Source organism: Polaribacter sp. (assembly GCF_036480315.1).
GTDB lineage: Bacteria > Bacteroidota > Bacteroidia > Flavobacteriales > Flavobacteriaceae > Polaribacter.
In genome coordinates, this window is sequence record NZ_JAZGGG010000013.1 from 1 (window position 1) to 20,802 (window position 20,802).

19 protein-coding genes are annotated in these 20,802 nt (G+C 29.7%); 17 read left to right on the forward strand and 2 right to left on the reverse strand.

Going from position 1 to position 20,802, the window contains the following annotated elements; translation table 11 throughout:
- The 12 genes from V3V28_RS02305 to V3V28_RS02360 form a co-directional block, all read left to right on the forward strand.
- Positions 1-981, forward strand: a 981-nt coding sequence (locus tag V3V28_RS02305; protein ID WP_331363406.1) for a hypothetical protein, incomplete at its 5' end; no start/stop codon positions are given.
- Positions 956-1,627, forward strand: a complete 672-nt coding sequence (locus V3V28_RS02310) for a hypothetical protein (protein ID WP_331363407.1) — start codon at positions 956-958, stop codon at positions 1,625-1,627. The genes V3V28_RS02305 and V3V28_RS02310, both read left to right, overlap by 26 nt.
- 357 nt (positions 1,628-1,984) lie before the next feature.
- Entirely contained in the window at positions 1,985-3,409 is a 1,425-nt protein-coding gene (locus V3V28_RS02315; protein WP_331363408.1) for a PSP1 domain-containing protein, read from the forward strand.
- Positions 3,387-3,887 (forward strand): gliding motility lipoprotein GldH, encoded by a 501-nt coding sequence (locus V3V28_RS02320; protein ID WP_331363409.1) that lies wholly within the window; start codon positions 3,387-3,389, stop codon positions 3,885-3,887. Before V3V28_RS02315 ends, V3V28_RS02320 begins: the two co-directional genes overlap by 23 nt.
- A 66-nt stretch (positions 3,888-3,953) precedes the next feature.
- The gene (locus V3V28_RS02325) at positions 3,954-6,230 is read left to right on the forward strand and encodes a transglycosylase domain-containing protein (RefSeq protein ID WP_331363410.1); all 2,277 of its coding nucleotides are present in this window, start codon (positions 3,954-3,956) and stop codon (positions 6,228-6,230) included.
- 39 nt (positions 6,231-6,269) lie between these two features.
- The gene (locus V3V28_RS02330; protein WP_331363411.1) at positions 6,270-6,971 is read left to right on the forward strand and encodes a CoA transferase subunit A; all 702 of its coding nucleotides are present in this window, start codon (positions 6,270-6,272) and stop codon (positions 6,969-6,971) included.
- 57 nt (positions 6,972-7,028) lie between these two features.
- Positions 7,029-7,514 (forward strand): hypothetical protein, encoded by a 486-nt coding sequence (locus V3V28_RS02335; protein ID WP_331363412.1) that lies wholly within the window; start codon positions 7,029-7,031, stop codon positions 7,512-7,514.
- Between the two features lie 17 nt (positions 7,515-7,531).
- On the forward strand, positions 7,532-8,188 hold the full coding sequence (locus V3V28_RS02340) for a 3-oxoacid CoA-transferase subunit B (protein WP_331363413.1): 657 nt from the start codon (positions 7,532-7,534) through the stop codon (positions 8,186-8,188).
- Between the two features lie 50 nt (positions 8,189-8,238).
- Positions 8,239-9,000 (forward strand): exodeoxyribonuclease III, encoded by a 762-nt coding sequence (locus tag V3V28_RS02345; RefSeq protein WP_331363414.1) that lies wholly within the window; start codon positions 8,239-8,241, stop codon positions 8,998-9,000.
- Positions 9,001-9,006: 6 nt separating this feature from the next.
- Positions 9,007-10,356 carry a lytic transglycosylase domain-containing protein gene (locus V3V28_RS02350; protein WP_331363415.1) on the forward strand — a complete coding sequence of 450 codons (1,350 nt, stop codon included), beginning with the start codon at positions 9,007-9,009 and terminating at the stop codon, positions 10,354-10,356.
- Positions 10,357-10,454: 98 nt separating this feature from the next.
- The gene (locus V3V28_RS02355; protein WP_331363416.1) at positions 10,455-11,438 is read left to right on the forward strand and encodes a DUF4837 family protein; all 984 of its coding nucleotides are present in this window, start codon (positions 10,455-10,457) and stop codon (positions 11,436-11,438) included.
- Positions 11,439-11,559: 121 nt separating this feature from the next.
- Entirely contained in the window at positions 11,560-12,057 is a 498-nt protein-coding gene (locus V3V28_RS02360) for a DUF1761 domain-containing protein (RefSeq protein ID WP_331363417.1), read from the forward strand.
- A gap of 30 nt (positions 12,058-12,087) precedes the next feature.
- Here V3V28_RS02360 and trpS read toward each other — a convergent pair whose 3' ends face one another.
- On the reverse strand, positions 12,088-13,056 hold the full coding sequence (gene trpS / locus V3V28_RS02365; protein ID WP_331363418.1) for a tryptophan--tRNA ligase: 969 nt from the start codon (positions 13,054-13,056) through the stop codon (positions 12,088-12,090).
- 121 nt (positions 13,057-13,177) lie between these two features.
- On the opposite strand from trpS, the gene V3V28_RS02370 reads away from it, so the two are divergent.
- Positions 13,178-13,969, forward strand: a complete 792-nt coding sequence (locus V3V28_RS02370) for a lysophospholipid acyltransferase family protein (RefSeq protein WP_331363419.1) — start codon at positions 13,178-13,180, stop codon at positions 13,967-13,969.
- Positions 13,941-14,453 carry a PAQR family membrane homeostasis protein TrhA gene (gene trhA / locus V3V28_RS02375; protein ID WP_331363420.1) on the forward strand — a complete coding sequence of 171 codons (513 nt, stop codon included), beginning with the start codon at positions 13,941-13,943 and terminating at the stop codon, positions 14,451-14,453. Before V3V28_RS02370 ends, trhA begins: the two co-directional genes overlap by 29 nt.
- Before the next feature lie 219 nt (positions 14,454-14,672).
- Here trhA and V3V28_RS02380 read toward each other — a convergent pair whose 3' ends face one another.
- Positions 14,673-15,146 (reverse strand): CYTH domain-containing protein, encoded by a 474-nt coding sequence (locus tag V3V28_RS02380; protein ID WP_331363421.1) that lies wholly within the window; start codon positions 15,144-15,146, stop codon positions 14,673-14,675.
- Positions 15,147-15,233: 87 nt separating this feature from the next.
- Here V3V28_RS02380 and porZ point away from each other — a divergent pair, with 87 nt between their 5' ends.
- From porZ to V3V28_RS02395, 3 genes are read left to right on the forward strand one after another with little or no spacing between them, the layout of a single operon-like run.
- On the forward strand, positions 15,234-17,567 hold the full coding sequence (gene porZ, locus V3V28_RS02385) for a type IX secretion system anionic LPS delivery protein PorZ (protein WP_331363422.1): 2,334 nt from the start codon (positions 15,234-15,236) through the stop codon (positions 17,565-17,567).
- 2 nt (positions 17,568-17,569) lie between these two features.
- Entirely contained in the window at positions 17,570-18,292 is a 723-nt protein-coding gene (recO, locus tag V3V28_RS02390) for a DNA repair protein RecO (RefSeq protein WP_331363423.1), read from the forward strand.
- Between the two features lie 59 nt (positions 18,293-18,351).
- Positions 18,352-20,760, forward strand: a complete 2,409-nt coding sequence (locus V3V28_RS02395) for a TonB-dependent receptor plug domain-containing protein (protein WP_331363424.1) — start codon at positions 18,352-18,354, stop codon at positions 20,758-20,760.
- Positions 20,761-20,802: the final 42 nt, after the last annotated feature.

Genomic DNA, 20,802 nt, shown 5'->3' on the forward strand with positions numbered 1-20,802 from the left:
AATAATAGAGGTGGTACAACAACAACTAATAGTGATCCATGTTCAAGTACTAATGGCGTTATTTTATCTCAAGACCAAATAGATTTGGCAGATATTTTAGAATGTTTTAATGATAATAATACTGCACAAAACCCAATTATTGGACCTTGGTTAAACGACCAATTATCTCCAGAAAATCGTGAAAACACATATTTAAGTGATATTGCAAATTTTTTAGAAGAGAGTGATTGTTCTTTAGATGCTAGGAATTTTACTAATGAGGCTATTGAAGCTATAATTAATGGAGCAGAAGTAGATTGGGAAGAACAAATTATTAATGAACTTACTGATGAATGTGCAAAAAATATTTTTAAAAGTATAAAAAATGAAACAGGTTTAGGACCAACAGTAGATAGTTCTATTACACAATCTTTCACTCTTTCAGGTGAGATTTTAAATATGTTTGATAGTTCTGATAAATTCAGTTATACTATTAAAAACGGAACTTATTCTAATAATGCTAATACAACAACTAGTGGTAATACATTTACTACAACTATTTCAGATGAGTATTTAGGAAAGGGGACAAAATTATCAATTGCAAGAACAATGATTCATGAATCTGTTCATGCCCATATTCTGAATAATATAAAACCAAGAGTTAATCCAAGTTTCTATGAAGACATCAAATATTATGCTGAAAAATACGGATATTCTGATGCAAATAGATATCATCATGAGTTTATGGCAAAATATATAAAAGCAATGGCAGTTTCCCTTTATACTTGGGATAAAAACAATGGCGGAGGTAATTTAGATTGGGATTATTATGAAGCTATGGCTTATGGAGGACTGTATTATAAAGATTCTAATGGTAATATTACAGAAACAGATTCGTTTAAGGTTTTGGAGCCTTTGAAAATTCATAGAGATAGAATAAGACAAATATTATTTAATGAACAAGAAGGAAATGCAAATGCAAAAGGTCATAAGTGTAATTAGATATAAGTTTATATTTATTAATATTCTTTTATTAGGGTTAAGTGGATGTTCTCAATATAAATTATCAGGAAAATATTGTGAAAAAGATCTTTTAGGAGATTTTAGTACATGTATAAATTTTAAAGGTAATAACTTTAGTTATATTGAATCTAATCACCTTGGAGTTTCAAAATATGGAAAAGGAACTTATTTAAAAGGAAAAAATAAATTGGATTTAAACTTTAACTCAACAATAGTAAAAAGCAATTCATTTTTTACTATTGTTGAAGAAATAAATTCAAAAAATGATTCAATTAAATTAAAGTTTTTTGTTAAAGATAAAGAAGGAGTTTTAGCTTATCCATATAATGGAACAGTTGAGTTTAAAAATAAAGTTTACATAGATTTAAACAAAAAAGGAATAATATATTTAAAAAAGAACAATCAAGATTCTATAAAATTTAAGCTACAAAATTTAAATTATGATTCAGTAGAAATTAAATTGAAACCAGATAAAGATTATATTATTGATGTTTTTTTAAGCGACACTCTTTCAGGTAAACCTATAAAAAATAAAAAAATGACTTATAATCTTGAAAAAATTAACGATAGCATAATCATTTTGAATAATGTTGGAATTAAAACAATATGGAAAAAAATAAAATAACTAATGTTAATTTAAAGACCTCAATTAGAGGTCTTTTTTTATGAAATATAAAGTTTTATACGAATTCTAATTCAATCATTACAAATTCTAAAGTGTAAAAAAATTAAATAAACCTTCAAACTATATTTGATTTATAATTAATAAAAAGTAGTTGAAATAACTTTCATTTACCTATTTTTTCATTCTTTGAGAATGCGTATATTTACGAATTAGTGAAGATGAAGCTGTGTTTGTGTATCAGCTTGATAATCAATTTATGAACCAAGAGGTTTTTAGCCTTTATAGCGTTGATTTTAGCAGATTTGCTGCTAAAAATAAACTTTAAAGAATATCAACTATAAAAATATATATACTTACATGGCATGTGGAAGTTGTGGTACAACAGAAAATGGAGTACCAAAAGGTTGTAAGAGTAATGGTAATTGTGGGTCTGGAACTTGCGGAAGTGGTAGTAATAAACTAGCAGTTTTCGATTGGCTGTCTAATATGACTTTACCAAGCGGACAAGAAAGATTCAATATTTTTGAAGTAAGATTCAAAAACGGAAGAAAGCATTTTTTTAAAAACCCAGATAATCTACCCATAACTATGGGAGATATTGTAGCAACAGAAGGTTCTCCAGGACACGATATTGGTACGGTTTCTTTAGCAGGAGAATTGGTGAAAGTGCAAATGAAAAAGCGCAAAATTACTGAAGACCATGAAGATGTTAAGAAAATTTACAGAAAAGCATCTCAAAGAGATATCGATATTTGGCAACAATCTAGAGCTAAAGAAGAAGAAACTCAAAAAAGAGGAAGAGAAATTTTAGGACGCTTAGGTTTGCAAATGAAACTTTCTGATGTAGAATATCAAGGAGACGGAAACAAAGCAACTTTCTATTATACAGCAGAATCTCGTGTAGATTTTAGACAATTAATTAGAGACATGGCAAGTGCTTTTTCTATTCGTGTAGAGATGAAACAAGTAGGCGCAAGACAAGAAGCTGCACGTTTAGGTGGTGTTGGTTCTTGTGGTAGAGAATTATGTTGTTCTACTTGGTTAACCGATTTTAGAAAAGTAACTACTTCTGCTGCTCGTTATCAGCAATTATCTTTAAATCCGTTAAAATTAGCAGGACAATGTGGTAAACTTAAATGTTGTTTAAATTTTGAATTAGATACCTATTTAGACGCTTTAAAAACGTTTCCGAAACAAGATTTAGTTTTAAGGACAGAAAAAGGAGATGCAGTTTTTGTAAAGATGGATATTTTTAAAAATCATCTTTGGTACACTTATAAAGAAGAACGTTTTAAATGGTTTCGTTTAACGTTAGAACAAGTTTTAGAAATTATTGCGCTTAATAAAAATAATGAAAAATCTATTTCGTTAGAAGAATATGAAGCGGATGTTGAGGTTCCTGTAAAAGTAGATTTTGAAGATGCAGTTGGGCAAGATAGTTTAACACGTTTTGATGCTCCTAAAACAAGCAAACGTAGAAAAAACAATCGAAATAAAAATAGGAAGAAACCGGTTGCAGCAAATGGGAACAATCAGAAACCGAACCCTAACCAGAAGCCAAACCCTAATCAAAAAAGAAAACCTGTTGCAAAACAAAATAATAACCCGCAACAACCAAAACCAAAGCCTAAACCAAAACCAAAACCAAGACCCAACCCAAATGCTAGTGCAGATTCAACACAGCCAAAAGGTGAAGCAAAAAAGCCAAATAAACCAAGAAAAAATAATAACAGAAATCGTAAAAACAATCCACCAAAAAATGGAAACGATTCAGAAAAATAATTTTTTTTTATTAGTGATGTTCTTGTTTTGTTTTATGATCTCTTGTGATGATAAAACAGAGTTTAATGAATATAAAGCAATTGAAAATGCAGCTTTAGAAGCCAATAAAAAAATATTTTTTGAGTTTGATGTAAAAGATACTATTTCTCAAAAAAACCTGTTTATCAATATTCGAAACAATAAGGATTATCAATTTAGTAATTTGTATTTAATTACAGAGCTAAAATTTCCAAACGGAACTATTGTAGTAGATACTTTGCAGTATGAAATGACGGATACTTCAGGACAGTTTTTAGGAAGTGGTTTTACTGAAATTAAAGATAATAAATTATTTTATAAAGAGAGAGAAGCGTTTCCTAATTCAGGAAAATATACTTTTAATGTAAGACAAGCAATGCGTAAAAATGGAGAGGTAAATCCGATTCCGTTTTTAGAAGGAATTTGCGATGTTGGTTTTAGTATCGAAAAAATAGAATAGATTCCCGTTTCTACGGCAAAGACAAATTAATGAAATCTCAAACATATTGAGAAATAGTTTTTTATTATGAAAACAAAGAAAAAAACAACAGGTTTTAAAAAATATATAAAATGGTTCTGGGGCATTGTTCTAGGGGGATTTTCAATACTAGTTCTTTTATTCTTATTTACCTCTTGGGGTTTTTTAGGAGCTTTACCAACATTTGAAGAATTAGAAAACCCAGAAACTAATTTAGCAACAGAGGTTATTTCTATAGATGGTAAGACTATAGGAAAATACGCTACAGAAAACAGAACACCAATTCATTATAAAAAACTTTCTATGCATTTGGTAAATGCATTAGTTGCCACTGAAGATGAGCGTTTTTACGAGCATTCTGGTATCGATTTTAAAGGAACAGCAAGAGCAATTCTAAAACCAGGAAGTGGTGGTGCAAGTACAATTACTCAACAATTAGCTAAAATGCTATTTACGGGTAAAGCATCTAGGAATATTTTTATGAGAGTTCTTCAAAAAATGAAAGAATGGGTGGTGGCAACAAAATTAGAAAGTCAATATACAAAGCAAGAAATTATTGCAATGTATTTAAATAAGTACGATTTTCTAAACCAAGCTGTTGGTATACGTTCTGCAGCAAGAATTTACTTTGGAAAAGAACCAAAAGATTTAAACATAGAAGAATCTGCAATGTTGGTGGGTATGTTAAAAAACTCCTCTTATTTTAATCCCTTAAGAAGAAAAGAAAAAGTAAACCAAAGAAGAAAAGTTGTTTTGTTACAAATGAATAGAAGTGGTTTTATAACTGAACAAGAAAAAGATTCATTACAAAACATACCATTCAAAATAAATTATACGCCAGAAAGCCATAGTGATGGATATGCAACTTATTTTAGAACTTACTTACAAAAGTTTTTAAGAAAATGGGTACATTCAAACCCAAAACCAAACGGAGAAGAATATGACATTTTTAAAGACGGATTAAAAATTTATGTTACTATAGACTCTAGAATGCAACAATATGCAGAAGAAGCTGTAAAAGAACACATGGCTAATTTGCAGTCTTTCTTTTTTAAAGAACAAAAGAAAAACAAAACCGCTCCTTTTTATGATATTGAAAAAAATCAAATTAAAGGGATTTTAGATCGTGCAAAGAAAAATTCAGAAAGATATAAACGTCTTAAAAAAGCTGGGAAATCTACAAAAGAAATTGAAAAGATTTTCAACAAGAAAACAGCAATGAAAGTTTTCTCTTGGAAAGGTGATATAGATACAATTATGACACCCAATGATTCAATTAGATATTACAAATATTTTTTACGTTCTGGTATGGTTTCTATTGAGCCACAAACAGGTCATATAAAAGCCTGGGTTGGTGGTATTAATAATAAACATTTTAAATACGAAGCAGTAGAACAGCAGAAACGCCAAGTTGGTTCTACGTTTAAACCATTTGTGTATGCAACTGCAATTAATCAATTAAGATTATCTCCTTGTGATGAGTTCCCGAATACATTGTACACAATTCCTAAAGGAAAATATAGTATTCCAAAGGCTTGGACTCCAGAAAACTCGAATTTAAAATACGGAGGAATGTTAACTTTAAAAGATGGTTTAGCAGGTTCTGTAAACACAATGTCTGCAAGATTAATAGACAAAGTTACACCAGAAAACGTAGTTCGTTTGGCAAAAGCTGCTGGTATAGAAACAGATATTCCTGCAAATCCTTCAATTGCGTTAGGTGCTGTAGAATTATCGTTATTAGAAATGGTAAGTGCATATTCAACTTTTGCAAATAAAGGTTTACGTGTAAATCCAATGATTTTAACTAGAATTGAAGATAAAAACGGAACAGTTTTACAAGAATTTACACCGCAAACTAAAGAGGTTTTAAGCGAAGAATCTGCCTATGTAATTTTAGATTTATTACAAGGAGTTACACAATCTGGTTCTGGTGTAAGATTAAGATCTGGTTATACAGGTTATCCAAAAATAGTTACTGGTTTTCCTTATAAATTCACAAATGAAATTGCTGGTAAAACAGGTACAACTCAAAACCAATCAGACGGTTGGTTTATGGGAATTGTGCCAAATTTAGCAACAGGAGTTTGGACAGGAGGCGAAGATAGATCAATACATTTTCCAGGAATTGGTTATGGACAAGGAGCAACAATGTCTTTACCTTCTTGGGCTTTATTTATGCAAAAATGTTATGCTGATAAAACTCTAAACATCAGTCAAGAAAATTTTGAAAAGCCAAATAATTTATCTATAAATATTAAATGTGATAAAAAATCGGATGATGATAAAAAGGATGAAATTCCTGAAGAAGATACAGACTTCTAGTACAGAAATTGTATCAGAATTTTAAAAAATTATAAACTTATGATTAACAAAAAAGTAAACAACGTAGAAGAAGCTTTACAAGGCGTAAAAAACGGAATGACGTTTATGCTTGGTGGTTTTGGTTTGTGTGGTATTCCAGAAAATGCCATTTCAGAATTAGTAAAATTAGATGTTAGGGATGTTACTTGTATTTCTAATAATGCAGGTGTAGATGATTTTGGATTAGGTTTATTACTTCAAGGAAAACAAATTAAAAAAATGATTTCTTCTTATGTAGGAGAAAATGATGAGTTTGAAAGACAAATGTTGTCTGGCGAACTAGAAGTAGAATTAACACCACAAGGTACTTTAGCAGAAAAATGTAGAGCAGCACAAGCTGGTTTTCCTGCATTTTATACGCCAGCAGGTTATGGAACCGAAGTTGCTGAAGGAAAAGAAATAAGAGAATTTGATGGAAAAATGTATGTTTTAGAACCTGCATTTAACGCTGATTACGCTTTTGTAAAAGCGTGGAAAGGAGATACAGCAGGTAATTTAATTTTTAAAGGAACAGCTCGTAATTTTAACCCGAATATGTGTGGCGCAGCAACAATTACAGTTGCAGAGGTTGAAGAATTAGTTCCTGCGGGAACTTTAGACCCAAATCAAATACATATCCCTGGGATATTTGTACAACGTATTTTTCAAGGAGAGAAATATGAAAAGAGAATTGAACAGAGAACAGTAAGAACTAAAGAATAATTCTGTCATTCCTGCGTAGACAGGAATCTATACAGACCTAAATTGAAACTAACTATTATGTTTTTTAATAATAATATTTTTTTAAAAAATCAAGATTATATTTTAAAAATTAATGATAGAAAAGAAGAAAAAACTAAAGAACTATTTGAAATAATTAATGAGAAAAATATAGATATTAAACCTTACAAAAACATTAAATTCATAACAGATTGCGTTATGAAAAATTTTAAAAAATCGGACAAAATTTTTCTTCTCTGGCTTTATTTTTTTGGAGAACATATTAACTTAAATTTTGGTTCTAAATGGGCGCTTTTAAAATATGATGCTCCTTTTCTTTCTGAATTTTATTATCCAGTTTTAATTGATAAAAAAGAAGAAATTTGGTTTGTAGGGACTGATTGTGCAAGAGCATACTTTAAATATAATAAATTAAATCAAATTGATTTTTCTGGTTTTTATAAGGTTACTGCAGAAAGAATAATTTACAGTCCTAATTTAAAAGATATTCAAGGAAAACTTAAAGACTTTATAGTATTAGATTAATAAGAAAAAAAATTATTATGGCTTTAGATAAAATCGGAATCGCAAAAAGAATTGCAAAAGAATTACAAGACAAATGGTACGTTAATTTAGGAATTGGAATACCAACATTAGTTGCAAATTATATTCCTAAAGGAATTGAAGTAGAATTTCAATCTGAAAACGGATTGTTAGGAATGGGACCTTTTCCTGTTGAGGGAACAGAAGATGCAGATTTAATAAATGCAGGAAAACAAACGGTTACTGTTTTAGATGGTGGTTCTATTTTTGATTCGGCAACAAGTTTTTCTATGATTCGTGGTAAACACGTTCAATTAACCGTTTTAGGAGCTATGGAAGTTGCCCAAAACGGAGATATTGCGAACTGGAAAATTCCAGGAAAAATGGTAAAAGGAATGGGAGGCGCAATGGATTTGGTTGCATCTGCAGAAAATATTATTGTTGCAATGATGCACACTAACAAACGCGGTGAATCTAAAATATTAAAACAATGTTCTTTGCCTTTAACAGGTGTTGGTTGTGTAACAAAAGTAGTTACAAACTTGGCAGTTTTAGAAGTAAAAAATAATACTTTTCATTTATTAGAAAGAGCTCCAGGAGTTTCTGTTGAAGAAATTAAGAACGCAACAGAAGGTACTTTAATTATTGATGGAGAAATTCCAGAAATGAACATTTAATATTTAAGAATGAGTTTTTCTTCCCTTTGAGAAGAAGTAAAGATGGGCTAATGAAAATAATATCATACAACGTAAACGGAATTAGAGCAGCCTTAAAAAAAGGTTTTATAGATTGGTTAGAAGCTGCAAAGCCAGATGTAATTTGCATACAAGAAACCAAAGCGCATAAAGAACAAGTAGATTTAACTTTGTTCGAAAATGCAGGTTATAAATATCATTATTGGTTTTCTGCACAGAAAAAAGGGTATTCTTCTGTAGCAGTATTGTGTAGAGAAAAACCAAATCATATAGAATATGGAACCGGAATTGAATCTATGGATTTTGAAGGAAGAAATTTACGTGTAGATTTTGATGACGTTTCAATAATGAGCATGTATTTACCTTCAGGAACAAATCAAGCGAGATTAGATTTTAAATTCAATTATATGGATGAAATTTTGGCTTATGTTACTGAATTAAGAAAAACAATTCCGAATTTAGTTATTTGTGGAGATTATAATATTTGTCATGAAGCCATTGATATTCACAACCCAAAAATGAAAAATGTTTCTGGTTTTTTACCGGAAGAAAGAACTTGGATTGGCGGTTTTATTAAAAGCGGTTTTATAGATAGTTTCCGTTTTCTTAATCAAGATAAACAAGAATATTCTTGGTGGAGTTACAGAGCAAATTCTAGAGCTAATAACAAAGGTTGGCGTTTAGACTATGCAATGGTTTCTGAGCCTTTAAAAAACAAGATTTCTAGAGCATATATATTGCCAGAAGCAAAACATTCAGACCATTGCCCAATTGTTGTGGAGTTAGATTTATAGTATTTTATGAAGCAATTTTTATTTTTTTTATTTTTTAGCCTTTCTGTTTTTTCACAGGAAAAAATAGACACAATTATAGCACCAATAGTTAAGGTAGATACTTTGTTTGTTGCCAAAGATTCCTTAAAACAACCCATAAAAAAAGTATTATTCTCAGATACAGATTTAAAAACAATTGATAGTTTATTAGTTGAAGAAAAATTTAATTCATCATTAATAGATACACTCGTTTATGTAATTAATGATAAAGATATTATTGGAAATACAACTTCTGTTGTAACTACAGATTTATTAAAAGTCCGTTTATCAAGATTAAATGATAGAACACCTTTCAATTTAGCATACAATCCATCTTTAGAAAAAGTAATTAATAGCTATTTAGTATATCGTAAAAAATACTATCCAGCATTAATGGCAAAAGCCAAATATTATTTTCCAATGTTTGAGCAATATTTAGATCAGTATGACATTCCTTTGGAGATGAAATATTTAGCAATTGTAGAATCTGCCTTAAGACCCAGAATAAAATCGAGAGTTGGAGCAACAGGTTTGTGGCAATTTATGTACGGAACAGGAGTTGAGTTCGATTTAAAAGTAAGTTCTTATGTAGATGAACGCCAAGACCCTGTTAAAGCAACAGTTGCTGCGTGTAAATATTTAAGTCAGTTATATACCATTTTTGGAGATTGGGATTTGGCTTTAGCAGCTTATAATTCTGGGCCAGGAAATGTAAGAAAAGCAATAAAACGTTCTGGCGGTTATAAAAATTATTGGAATATTAGACCTTATTTACCAAGAGAAACTGCAGGCTATGTTCCCGCATTTTATGCAACTATGTATATTTTCGAATACTCAAATGAGTTAAATATTTATTCTGAAGTTCCTAAATTTTTCGATTTTCAAACAGACACAATTCGTATAAAAAGAACAATTAGTTTCGATCAGATTTCAGAAAAGATTAATGTTGATGAATTAACTTTAGCAGAATTAAATCCGTCTTACAAATTAGAAATCATTCCTTTAGTAAAAGATAAAAATTACGCAGTTAGGTTACCAAGCAGTAAAATTATAGAATTTTTAGATAAAGAAACTGCCATTTATGCTTTAGCTGATGAAGATGATGCAAAAAGAGAAAAACCTTTACCTAAATATTTTGAAATGGATAAACGTATCCGTTATAAAGTAAGAAGTGGAGATTTTTTAGGTAAAATTGCAAATAAGTATGGTGTAAGAGTTAGTGATCTAAAACGTTGGAATCGTCTAAAAAGTAGTAGATTAAAAATCGGGCAAAGACTTTCTATCTACCCAAAGAAAATTCCGAATTCAATAAAAAAATCAAGAAAAAATAATAGTTAAAAGTTGTTTCTACTAATATAATTAAAAGTGGAACAATATTTGGAGTGTTAAGAGTTTAAAACCTAGAACCAAACTTAAAATATTTAAAAGCTAAACTTATGAAAAAAATAGTTTCAATCTTTATATTTACGTTGTTGTTAGCAGCCTGTACTGGTAATGATAAATTTGTTTTAAGAACCTCTATTGGTAAAGTAAACAAAGTAATGGTAGTTACAAAATCTAGTGATTGGACCAGCGATGTTGGTAAAGAAATTAGAAATGCTTTTGGTGAGTTAATGGTAGGTTTACCACAACCAGAACCAATTTTATCAGTCTCTCAAGTTGCACCAAACGGATTTGGAAAGATGATGAAAGTTGGTAGAAACATTTTAGTTATTGGGGAATCTGATAAAGAGAGTTTTTCTGTAAAGCACAACGTCTATGCACAACCACAAACTATTGTGTATGTGTATGCGAAAGATGATGCTGGTATGGTAAAAATGTTTAAAAAGCACCAAGAAGAAATCATAAGTCTTTTTATAGATTCTGATGTAAAAATGACGCAAAGTGTTTTTGCAAAAACGAAATTAGATGATTCTAACTTTAAAACATTTCAAAATTTAGGCGTTTCATTTACAATACATGATAAATTTAAAACTGTAGATGACACAGGAGATTTCTTGTGGTTACGTCACCATTTAACAAGTGGAATTGCAAAAACAGGAAGTAATAATATTTTAGTGTATTCAGTTCCTTTAGGAGATGAAACGAAAGTGTCAGATAGTATTATCTCTGTAAGAAATAGAATTGGCAAGAAATACATTCGTGGTTCAGATACAATAACAATGCACATGATTACAGAAAAAGCATATACACCACATACTTTTGAAACAAAAATTGATGGTAAAAAAGCGTATGAAACGCGTGGAAAATGGGAAGTTAAAAATGATTTTATGGCCGGACCTTTTGTCAACTACACGGTTGTTGATAAGAAAAATAATCGATTAATTATTTTTGAAGGATTTACATATGCACCTTCTGTAAGTAAAAGAGCTTTCGTTTTTGAGTTAGAAGCAATGGGTAAATCTATGAAGATTAAATAAGTCAATACTTTATATAAAATTTTAAAAACTCAAAAGAATTTCTTTTGAGTTTTTTTGTAGCCAATTTATTGTCAAAATCTTATTTCTTATATTTGGTATTCAACTTATAAACTTTTTTATCATGGAAATGAATTTTTACATCTTTTTTGTAGCGGCTTTAATACCTTTAGTAATAGGTTTTGTTTGGTATGGCCCTTTGTTTGGAAATGCTTGGATGAAAGAAATGGGATTCACAAAAGAATCTTTAGCCGGCCAAAATATGGCATTAACTTTTATATTGAGTTATGTGTTTAGTTTTTTAATTGCTTTCTTTTTAATGTTTCTAGTTATTCATCAAATGGGTGTAATGCAAGTTTTACAAGGAGAGCCAGGTTTTGAAGAACAAACCGGAGAGGCATTCAGTGTTTTCCAAAACTTTTTAGGTACGTATGGAGATCGTTTTAGAACTTTTAAACATGGTGCTTTACATGGTACAATGTCAGGATTCTTATTTGTATTGCCTATTTTATCTATTATTGCTATGTTCGAAAGAAAAAGCGTAAAATATGTTGCAATAAATGCTGGTTATTGGATTGTTACTTTAGCAATTATGGGAGGTATTATTTGTCAATGGGTATAAAGTATAGTTTTTTATGAATTTTAAATAAGTTTAGTAACCTATTTTTGCTCTAACTCTTTGTAAAACTCCTTTTGCAACTTTAGTTGCTTTTTCTGCTCCAATTTCTAACGCTTCATCAATTTCATGCTTATTTTCCATAAAATGATTGTAACGTTCTCTAACTGTTGCAAAATGCTCAATAATTAATTCGTATAAAGCTTGTTTAGCATGTCCGTAGCCATAATTTCCTCCTTCGTAATTTGCTCTCATCTCAACTATTTGTTCATTTGAAGCTAATAGTTTATAAATAGCATAAATGTTATCTGTATCCGGGTTTTTAGGTTCTTCTAAACCTTTACTATCCGTTTTAATAGACATTATTTGTTTTCTTAATTTTTTATCTGGTAAGAAAATATTAATGATATTGTTTCTAGACTTACTCATCTTTTCGCCATCAATACCAGGAACTAATTTTGTATTCTCCTGTATTTTTGCTTCAGGAACAACTAAAGTTTTGCCAACTACATTATTAAATCTGTTAGCAACATCACGAGTCATTTCTAAATGTTGAAGTTGATCTTTTCCGACAGGAATTATTTCTGCATCATATAGTAAAATATCTGCAGCCATTAACATAGGATAGTTAAACAATCCAGAATTAACATCAGATAATCGATTTGCTTTGTCCTTAAAACTATGCGCTAAAGTTAGTCTTTGGTAAGGAAAAAAACAGTTTAAATACCAAGTTAATTCCGTAGTCTGTGGAACATCACTCTGTCTATAAAAAACCGTTTTATTAATATCTAAACCACAAGCTAGCCAAGTTGCAGCAGTACTGTAAGTATTTTCTCTTAAAGTTTTTCCATCTTTAATTTGTGTTAAAGAATGCAAATCTGCAATAAACAAAAAAGCTTCATTCTTTGGGTTATTAGACATTTCTATTGCTGGTAAAATTGCTCCTAATAAGTTCCCTAAATGCGGTGTTCCTGTACTTTGTACGCCTGTTAAAATTCTTGACATTAATTATATATTTAAAATACTTTTGTGTTAGAGTATAATTAACACACTCTGCGGGCGTAAAAATAAGGTTTTGTTTAAGAAAACCAATCAAACAAAAGAATATTACTACATTTGGCTCTTTATGAAATATATAAAGATTCCTTTTTTATTAATTTGGAGATTATGGTTTTACATTTTAATGATGATAACCGTTATAGTCTTATCTCCTTTCTTGTTAGTATTCTCATTTAAGGAAGCACATTATCATCATTTTTGGAAAGTGGCAAGAATTCTATCTAAAATATTAATCTATGGAATGGGTTTTTGGATAGATCTTCAATTGGATGAAGAAATGGAAAGCAATAAAAGTTATATGATTTGCCCAAATCATGCATCATTAATGGACCCTTTTGTATTGATTGCTATAAGTAAAAACCCAATTGTTTTTGTTGGAAAAAAAGAGTTGGTTAAAATTCCTGTTTTTGGTTTTTTCTACAAAAGAGTTGTTATTATGGTAGATAGAAACAACCCAAAAAGTAGAAAAAGGGTTTATGAAATGGCGAAGAAACGATTACAAAATGGAGTTAGCATGGCAATTTTTCCAGAAGGTTTAGTACCAACAGAAGATGTTGTTTTGGCACCTTTTAAGAAAGGCGCATTTAGTTTGGCAATTGAATATCAAATACCAATTGTACCACAAGCTTATTATGATTGTAAACGTTTATTTTCTTGGGATTTTCTAAAAGGAAGTCCAGGAACTTTTAGAATTCATCAACATAAATTCATAGAAACTAAAGATTTACATATTGATGATATGGAAAGTTTAAAAAATAAAGCTTTCGACATTCTGCATTCAGATTTATTGAAGGATGAAAAGTATATGAAAGACACAAATAGACCAAATAATGAGCGAGAGTTTAAATCACCTTTATAGCGAAAAAGAAGAAAAGTTGAATGTTTTTTCTCACGGATTAGGTTTATTGGCAAGTATAATTGCCTTTCCTTTTTTAATTGTAAAAGCATTTTCTTACACTGGTTTTTGGAAACCAGTAAGTTTTATAATTTATGGTTTAAGTCTTATAATTTTATATGCGGCTTCTACATTTTATCATGCTGCTAAAGACTCAAAGAAAAGAAGAAAACTAAATATTTTTGATCATGCTGCTATTTATGTACTAATAGCAGGAAGTTATTCTCCCTTTTTTCTGGTTGCATTAGATTCTAAATTAGGTTGGTATATGTTTATTTTTGTGTGGATTTTTGCTTTAGCAGGAATCATTTTAAAATTATTTTTTACCGGAAAGTTTGACAAATTATCAACTGCAATTTACCTATTAATGGGGTGGCAAGTACTATTTTATATTCCATTAAAAAACTGCCCTACAACCATGCAATCTTTCATTTATTTGTTTTGTTAGGAAGTGCCAGTCACTTTTTTGCCATCTTTTTTTTATAGCAAATTTCTGTTATAAAAATTGAAGAAATAGTAGTAATACTCAGATTATTAGACAGTTTCACAAAAATTATCTACTTTTGTAGAACTTACTATATTAACTTATGTTAATATTTTAGGTGTTATAAATCTTATTTAGGGGGTAGATTTATTAAATTTCCTCGAACTTTTGTTCGAGGGTTTTTTATGTCCAATTTTTAAAAGGAACTTTACTTAAATTAGAATTGTAGTATTTTATATCTCCTGTAACTTCTTTTCCTAACCATTTTGGTATTTCGAAATTTTCATTTTCTGTGGTTAATTCCACTTCTGCAACAATCAAACCTTGGTTGTCACCATAAAATTCATCTATTTCAAAAACATGATTTCCTTTTTTAACCAAAAACCTAGTTTTCTCTATGATTGTTGGTTCACAAAGTAAAAGTAGTTCTTCTGCTTCTGTTTTATTTATTTCTTTTTCCCATTCAAAACGTGTGGTTCCAGCTTTGTTAGACTTTCCTTTAATGGTAATAAAAGCACTATCATTGGCAATTCTAATTCTTACAGTTCTAGTTTTATCAGAATTTAAATACCCTTGTTTTAAGTATTTTTTTTGACAACTTTCTTCTTTAAAAGTATCATTTTTTACTAAAAACTTTCTTTCTATTTCTACACTCATAAAATATCCTTCAAATTTGTACTAATGTAAGGTGTTTTATCGTTATTGTAACAATAAATAAATATCTTTGATGTGTAAATTTTTATGATGAAAAAACTTTTTTCAACCTTCATATTCTTTTTTGTACTTGCTTTTTCTGCTCAAACAGATTATAGTAGTTCATGGGAAGACTTTTATTCTTATAACAATGTAAAAGATTTTGTAAAAGTTGATAATATAATTTATGCATTGGCAGATAATGCTGTTTTTACTTATAATATAAGTACGCTAGAAATTGATAAATTGTCTTCGGTACAAGGTTTATCTGGTGAAGTTACTACATCTATCTACTACAATAATACTTTTAAAAGGTTGGTAATTGGTTATGAAAACGGCTTGATAGAAGTAGTAGATAATGATGGTACTATTACCATTTCTTCAGATATTTTAAACTTTAATGAGTCTGGTGAAAAGAGTATTAATCAGATATCAGAATTTAATAATAAATTATATTTAGCAACTCCATTTGCAATTGTTGTTTATGATATTGAAAAACTAGAGTTTGGAGACACTTATTTTATAGGAAACAATTCTAGTGCTGTAAAAATCAATCAAATTGTTGTTGATGATTCTCAAATTTATGCAGCTACAGAAAACGGAATTTTTAATGCAGATATTACTAGTGATTTATTAATAGATTTTAATAATTGGCAACAACAATTTTCAGGAAGAAACTTTAAACAAATAACGAAATTTAATAATCAGTTATTTACAGTTGAAAACACAAAATTATTTAGTTTAAGTGGAGCAAATTTATCAGAAGTAAAAGATTTTTCTCAAAAGATAATCGCAGTAAAATCTTCAAGCTCTCATATTTCAATAACTTTCACCAATAATGCTATTGTTTTAAATACAGCCTTAAATGAAGTTTTTCAATTTTCTACAAATACAGACTTTCCGTTTACTCTAAACAATTCTTTTTTTGAGGATAACACTGTTTTTTTAGGGACAAAAGAATTTGGTTTGTTATCTGCAACAGTAAGTTTGCCTACTAACTATTTAGAAATACATCCAGAAGGACCTTTGTCTAACGCTATTTTTTCGATCGCATCTCAAAACAATAATTTATGGGTGGTTTATGGTGGTTATAGTGCTACTTATGCGCCTAACCAAAATCAACAAGGTTTTTCTCATTTTACCGGAGAAGAATGGATAAATACAAAATTTAATCCTAGTTTTCCAATTACAGATTTGTCACATATAGCAATAGATCCAGATAATGATGCTAAAGTTTTTATCAGTTCTTTTGGTACAACAACAGATTTTAATAGTGTTTCTACAGGAGGTTTATTAGCAATAGAAAACGATGAAATTAAAACATTTTATAACCAAAGAAATAGTACAATAGAAAGTTCAAGTTTAAACCCGTTGCGCGTTACTATTAGAGTTGCAGGAACAGCTTTTGATAATCGTGGTAATTTATGGGTTACTAATGTTGCAGCTTCTAGTGAACTTAAAAAACTTTCTTCTAGCGGACAATGGTCTAGTATAGACTTATCTTCATTAACTTCAAATAAAATTGCAATTGGGCTAACAGAAGTTGCAATTGATAGAGGAAATGGTGTTTGGATAGGTACAAGAAGTAATGGGGTTTATGCTTATAACGAAAATGGAAATAGAAAAAAAGCATTAGTTGCAACACCTAATTTAGGAAATTTACCAGATTTAAATGTACGAACAGTTGCCGTAGATGCAAGTAACAGAGTTTGGTTGGGTACTAAATCTGGTATGGTAGTTTATAGTAATGCTTCAGGAGTTTTTGAAGATGAAAACCCCGAAGCTTCACCAATTGTAATTAACGCAAATTCTGATGGTTTTGGAGATCGACTTTTAGGAGATCAAACCATTAATTCTATTGTTGTTGATGGCGCAGATAATAAATGGTTTGGTACAGATAATGGAGGTGTTATTTATACAAATCCTAACGGGCAAACAACTTTAGCTAATTTTAGTAAACAAAACTCTCCTTTACCTTCAAACAGAATTGTAAAAATTACAGTAGACGATTCTTCTGGTAAAGTATATTTTGCAACCGATAAAGGAATTGTAGCTTATAATAGTAAAGTAGCACCTTTTGGAGATGTTCTAGGCGAAGTTTATGCATATCCAAATCCTGCTTTAAAAAAGCATCAAACTGTAACTATTGACGGTAGAAACGGAACACATTTACCAAAAGGAACAAATGTAAAGATACTAGATGTTGCTGGTAATTTGGTTTATGAAACTAATGTTGTAGAAGGACAAGAATTACAGGGAGGAAAAGTAGTATGGAACAAACAAAATTTAGCAGGTAACAAAGTAGCTTCTGGTATTTACATTGTTTTATTATCTAACGATGATGCTTCTGAAACGAGTGTTACTAAAATTGCAATTGTAAACTAGAAATGGCAATTGTAACCACAAAAGCAATTGTTTTAAGTTCATTAAAATACAGTGACACGAGCTTAATTGTAAAATGTTACACACAAGAAGAAGGTCTAAAAACGTACTTAATAAGAGGGGTTCTTAAAGCTAAAAAAGGTGGATTAAAAGTGGCATACTTTCAGCCATTAACACAATTAAAAATTCAAGCAAGTCATAACACCAAAGGAAACTTAAACTCCATAAAAGAGGTACAGATTACATATCCTTATAAATCGATTTACAAAGATATTGTTAAACAATCGGTAGTTTTATTCTTGTCGGAAATTTTATCGAATTCTATTCAAGAAGAAGAAGAAAATAAACCTCTTTTTGAGTATTTAGAAAACGCTTTAATTTGGTTAGATTCACATGATAAAATTGCGAATTTTCACTTATTATTTTTATTAAATCTTACTCGTTTTTTAGGTTTTTATCCTGATGTTTCTGAAAACGAAGGTCTTGGATTCGATTTATTAGAAGGTAATTTTACAAACCTAACCTCTCAAAAAAATGTTATTTATGGAATAAATTTTTATCAATTTAAAAAGCTATTAGGCATAGATTTTGATGGTATAGAGCAAGTGTCTTTTAACAAGTCTGAAAGACAAATAGTTTTGCAAATAATAATTCGATATTTTGAATTACATTTGGGCGGCTTTAGGAAGCCGAAATCATTACAAATTTTAGAAACAGTTTTTAGTTAATGAAGTACTTAATTTTTACATTCGTTTTTTTTATTAATTGTGCAGTCTTTGCTCAAAAAGTGAAAGTTTTAGACAAAGAAACTGGCAAGTATGTTAAGGATGTTACTGTTTTTAATGATAACCAAACCATAAGCTTAATTTCAAATAATGAAGGTTTTGTGGATGTTTCTTCTTTTACTGATAAAGAAACTATTATTTTTTCACACATTTCATATGCAGTTTTAAGAGTACATAAATCGACATTAAAACAGCGTAATTTTATAATTTATTTAACCAAACAATCAGAGCAATTAGATGAGGTTGTTTTATCAGTTTTTAAAAATGCAGCAAAAACAAATAGAATTGCAGAACAAATTGCAGTTTTAACAACTAAAGATATTCAAAAAGTATCTCCGCAAACTTCTGCAGATTTATTAGCTACTATCCCTGGAATTAAGGTTCAAAAATCGCAATCTGGCGGTGGTAGTCCAGTAATTCGTGGTATGGAATCTAATCGAGTGTTATTAGTAATAGATGGTGTAAGAATGAACAATGCTATATACAGAAAAGGGCATTTACAAAGTTCTATAACAGTTGCGCCAAATATGTTAGATAAAACAGAGGTAGTTTTTGGACCTTCTTCAGTTATTTATGGCTCAGATGCTTTAGGTGGTGTTATTCATTATTATACAAAAACGCCTAGATTATCTGAAGAAAAAATGGTTAAAAGCCAACTTTTTTCAAGGTTTTCATCAATAAATCAAGAATCTACCACAAATGTTTCTGCAGAAGTAAGTTTTAAAAATTGGGCATCATTTACAAGTATTGCTTACAGCAATTTTGGCGATTTATTGGCAGGAAAGAATCGTTCTCATGGTTTTAACGATTGGGGAAAAGTATTCTTTTATTCAGAAAATGTAAATGGGAATTACAATGAAAACCCAACTAAAAACGAGAATCCAAGTTTACAGAGAAACACAGGATATAACCAGACAGATGTTTTACAAAAATTCTATGTTCCTTTATCTAAAAATACAGATTTAAAAATTAACTTACAATATTCATCTACGTCAGATGTACCAAGATTCGATCGTTTAGCAGAGTTAAAATCTGGTACATTAAAGTTTGCTGAATGGTATTATGGTCCTCAAAAAAGATTTTTAGCTTCAACTCAATTATTGATCAATCCTAATAAAAGATGGATGGAAAGTGGTTCATTAACGCTAGCTTATCAAAATATAAAAGAAAGTAGAATACAACGAAAGTTTGGTAGTTTAGAGCGTTCTTATAGAGAAGAAAATGTAAATGTTTTCAGTTTAAATGGAGATTTTTCAATTCCATTAACTGAAGATAAAAGTAGAATACTTTCTTACGGTTTTGAGTTTGCTTATAATGATGTAAATTCTAATTCTTATGGTAAAGAGTTAAATATTGTAAACGGAGAAATTGATGGTTTTTCTAATGATTTTAAAGTTCAATCTCGTTATCCAGATGGTGGCAGTAATTACTTAAGTTCTGCTGTTTATGTAGATTATAGGCAAGATTTAAGTAAAAAATCTACTTTAAATTCAGGAATTCGTTTTACAAATACCAACTTAAATGCAAAATGGATTGATGAAACTTTTATAAAGTTACCAGATAACGATATTACTGCAAATAATTCTGCAGTAACTGCTACTGTTGGTTATGTTTTTAGAGCCAACAAAAACTGGCAATTAAATAGTGTAATTTCATCAGGATTCCGTTCACCAAATATAGATGATGTTGGTAGAGTTCGTGAAAAAAACGGTGATGTTACCGTGCCAAATATAGATGTAAAACCAGAATTTGCTTACAATGCAGAAATAGGAATTCAGAAATATTTTAATGATAGAAAATTCCGTTTTGGAGCCACAGTTTTTTACACTTTACTAGACAATTATATTATTAGAGATGTTTTTATTATTAATGGAAGTAATCAAGTAGAATTTGATGGTGATTTTGGTAATGCAGTTGCAAACCAAAATAGAGGAACCGCGTATATTTCTGGTTATACAACTAGTTATTTAGGTAAACTTTCTGATACTTGGAACACTTCAGGGTTTATTACCTATACTAAAGGAAGAACTCATGACACTAAAGAACCAATGTCTTCAATTCCGCCTTTATTTGGTCAGTTTGAAGTAAATTATAAGAAGAATAAAATTGAATTAGGTGCAGCTTTAAGATTCAATAGTAAAAAAGACATAGAAGACTTTAACTTTAGAGAAGGAATTGACAACCATGATTTAACACCTATTGTAGATGAAAATGCTACAGAAGATGTAGACAAATATTATGGTGCACCAAGTTGGGTAACTGTTGGCTTAAATGGAAGATATGTAGTAAATACTAATTTTTCAGTACAAGCAAGATTAGACAATTTATTAGACCAACATTATATAGAATTTGCTTCTGGAGTTGCTGCTCCTGGAAGAAACTTATCACTTTCTTTAGTTGCTAATTTTTAATAACAACAATTATTTTATGTATTTTTAGCATAAATAGTAAGT

What these genes read in the sequence shown, in the direction of transcription:
- V3V28_RS02360 (WP_331363417.1), top strand. Translation starts at nt 11,560, where the DNA reads ATGGAAATGAATTTTTACATCTTTTTTGTAGCGGCTTTAATACCTTTA.
- V3V28_RS02325 (WP_331363410.1), top strand. Translation starts at nt 3,954, where the DNA reads ATGAAAACAAAGAAAAAAACAACAGGTTTTAAAAAATATATAAAATGG.
- trpS (WP_331363418.1), bottom strand. Translation starts at nt 13,056, where the DNA reads ATGTCAAGAATTTTAACAGGCGTACAAAGTACAGGAACACCGCATTTA.
- V3V28_RS02330 (WP_331363411.1), top strand. Translation starts at nt 6,270, where the DNA reads ATGATTAACAAAAAAGTAAACAACGTAGAAGAAGCTTTACAAGGCGTA.
- V3V28_RS02370 (WP_331363419.1), top strand. Translation starts at nt 13,178, where the DNA reads ATGAAATATATAAAGATTCCTTTTTTATTAATTTGGAGATTATGGTTT.
- V3V28_RS02345 (WP_331363414.1), top strand. Translation starts at nt 8,239, where the DNA reads ATGAAAATAATATCATACAACGTAAACGGAATTAGAGCAGCCTTAAAA.
- V3V28_RS02355 (WP_331363416.1), top strand. Translation starts at nt 10,455, where the DNA reads ATGAAAAAAATAGTTTCAATCTTTATATTTACGTTGTTGTTAGCAGCC.
- V3V28_RS02340 (WP_331363413.1), top strand. Translation starts at nt 7,532, where the DNA reads ATGGCTTTAGATAAAATCGGAATCGCAAAAAGAATTGCAAAAGAATTA.
- V3V28_RS02350 (WP_331363415.1), top strand. Translation starts at nt 9,007, where the DNA reads ATGAAGCAATTTTTATTTTTTTTATTTTTTAGCCTTTCTGTTTTTTCA.
- V3V28_RS02310 (WP_331363407.1), top strand. Translation starts at nt 956, where the DNA reads ATGCAAAAGGTCATAAGTGTAATTAGATATAAGTTTATATTTATTAAT.
- V3V28_RS02380 (WP_331363421.1), bottom strand. Translation starts at nt 15,146, where the DNA reads ATGAGTGTAGAAATAGAAAGAAAGTTTTTAGTAAAAAATGATACTTTT.
- trhA (WP_331363420.1), top strand. Translation starts at nt 13,941, where the DNA reads ATGAGCGAGAGTTTAAATCACCTTTATAGCGAAAAAGAAGAAAAGTTG.
- V3V28_RS02315 (WP_331363408.1), top strand. Translation starts at nt 1,985, where the DNA reads ATGGCATGTGGAAGTTGTGGTACAACAGAAAATGGAGTACCAAAAGGT.
- porZ (WP_331363422.1), top strand. Translation starts at nt 15,234, where the DNA reads ATGAAAAAACTTTTTTCAACCTTCATATTCTTTTTTGTACTTGCTTTT.
- V3V28_RS02320 (WP_331363409.1), top strand. Translation starts at nt 3,387, where the DNA reads ATGGAAACGATTCAGAAAAATAATTTTTTTTTATTAGTGATGTTCTTG.
- recO (WP_331363423.1), top strand. Translation starts at nt 17,570, where the DNA reads ATGGCAATTGTAACCACAAAAGCAATTGTTTTAAGTTCATTAAAATAC.
- V3V28_RS02335 (WP_331363412.1), top strand. Translation starts at nt 7,029, where the DNA reads ATGTTTTTTAATAATAATATTTTTTTAAAAAATCAAGATTATATTTTA.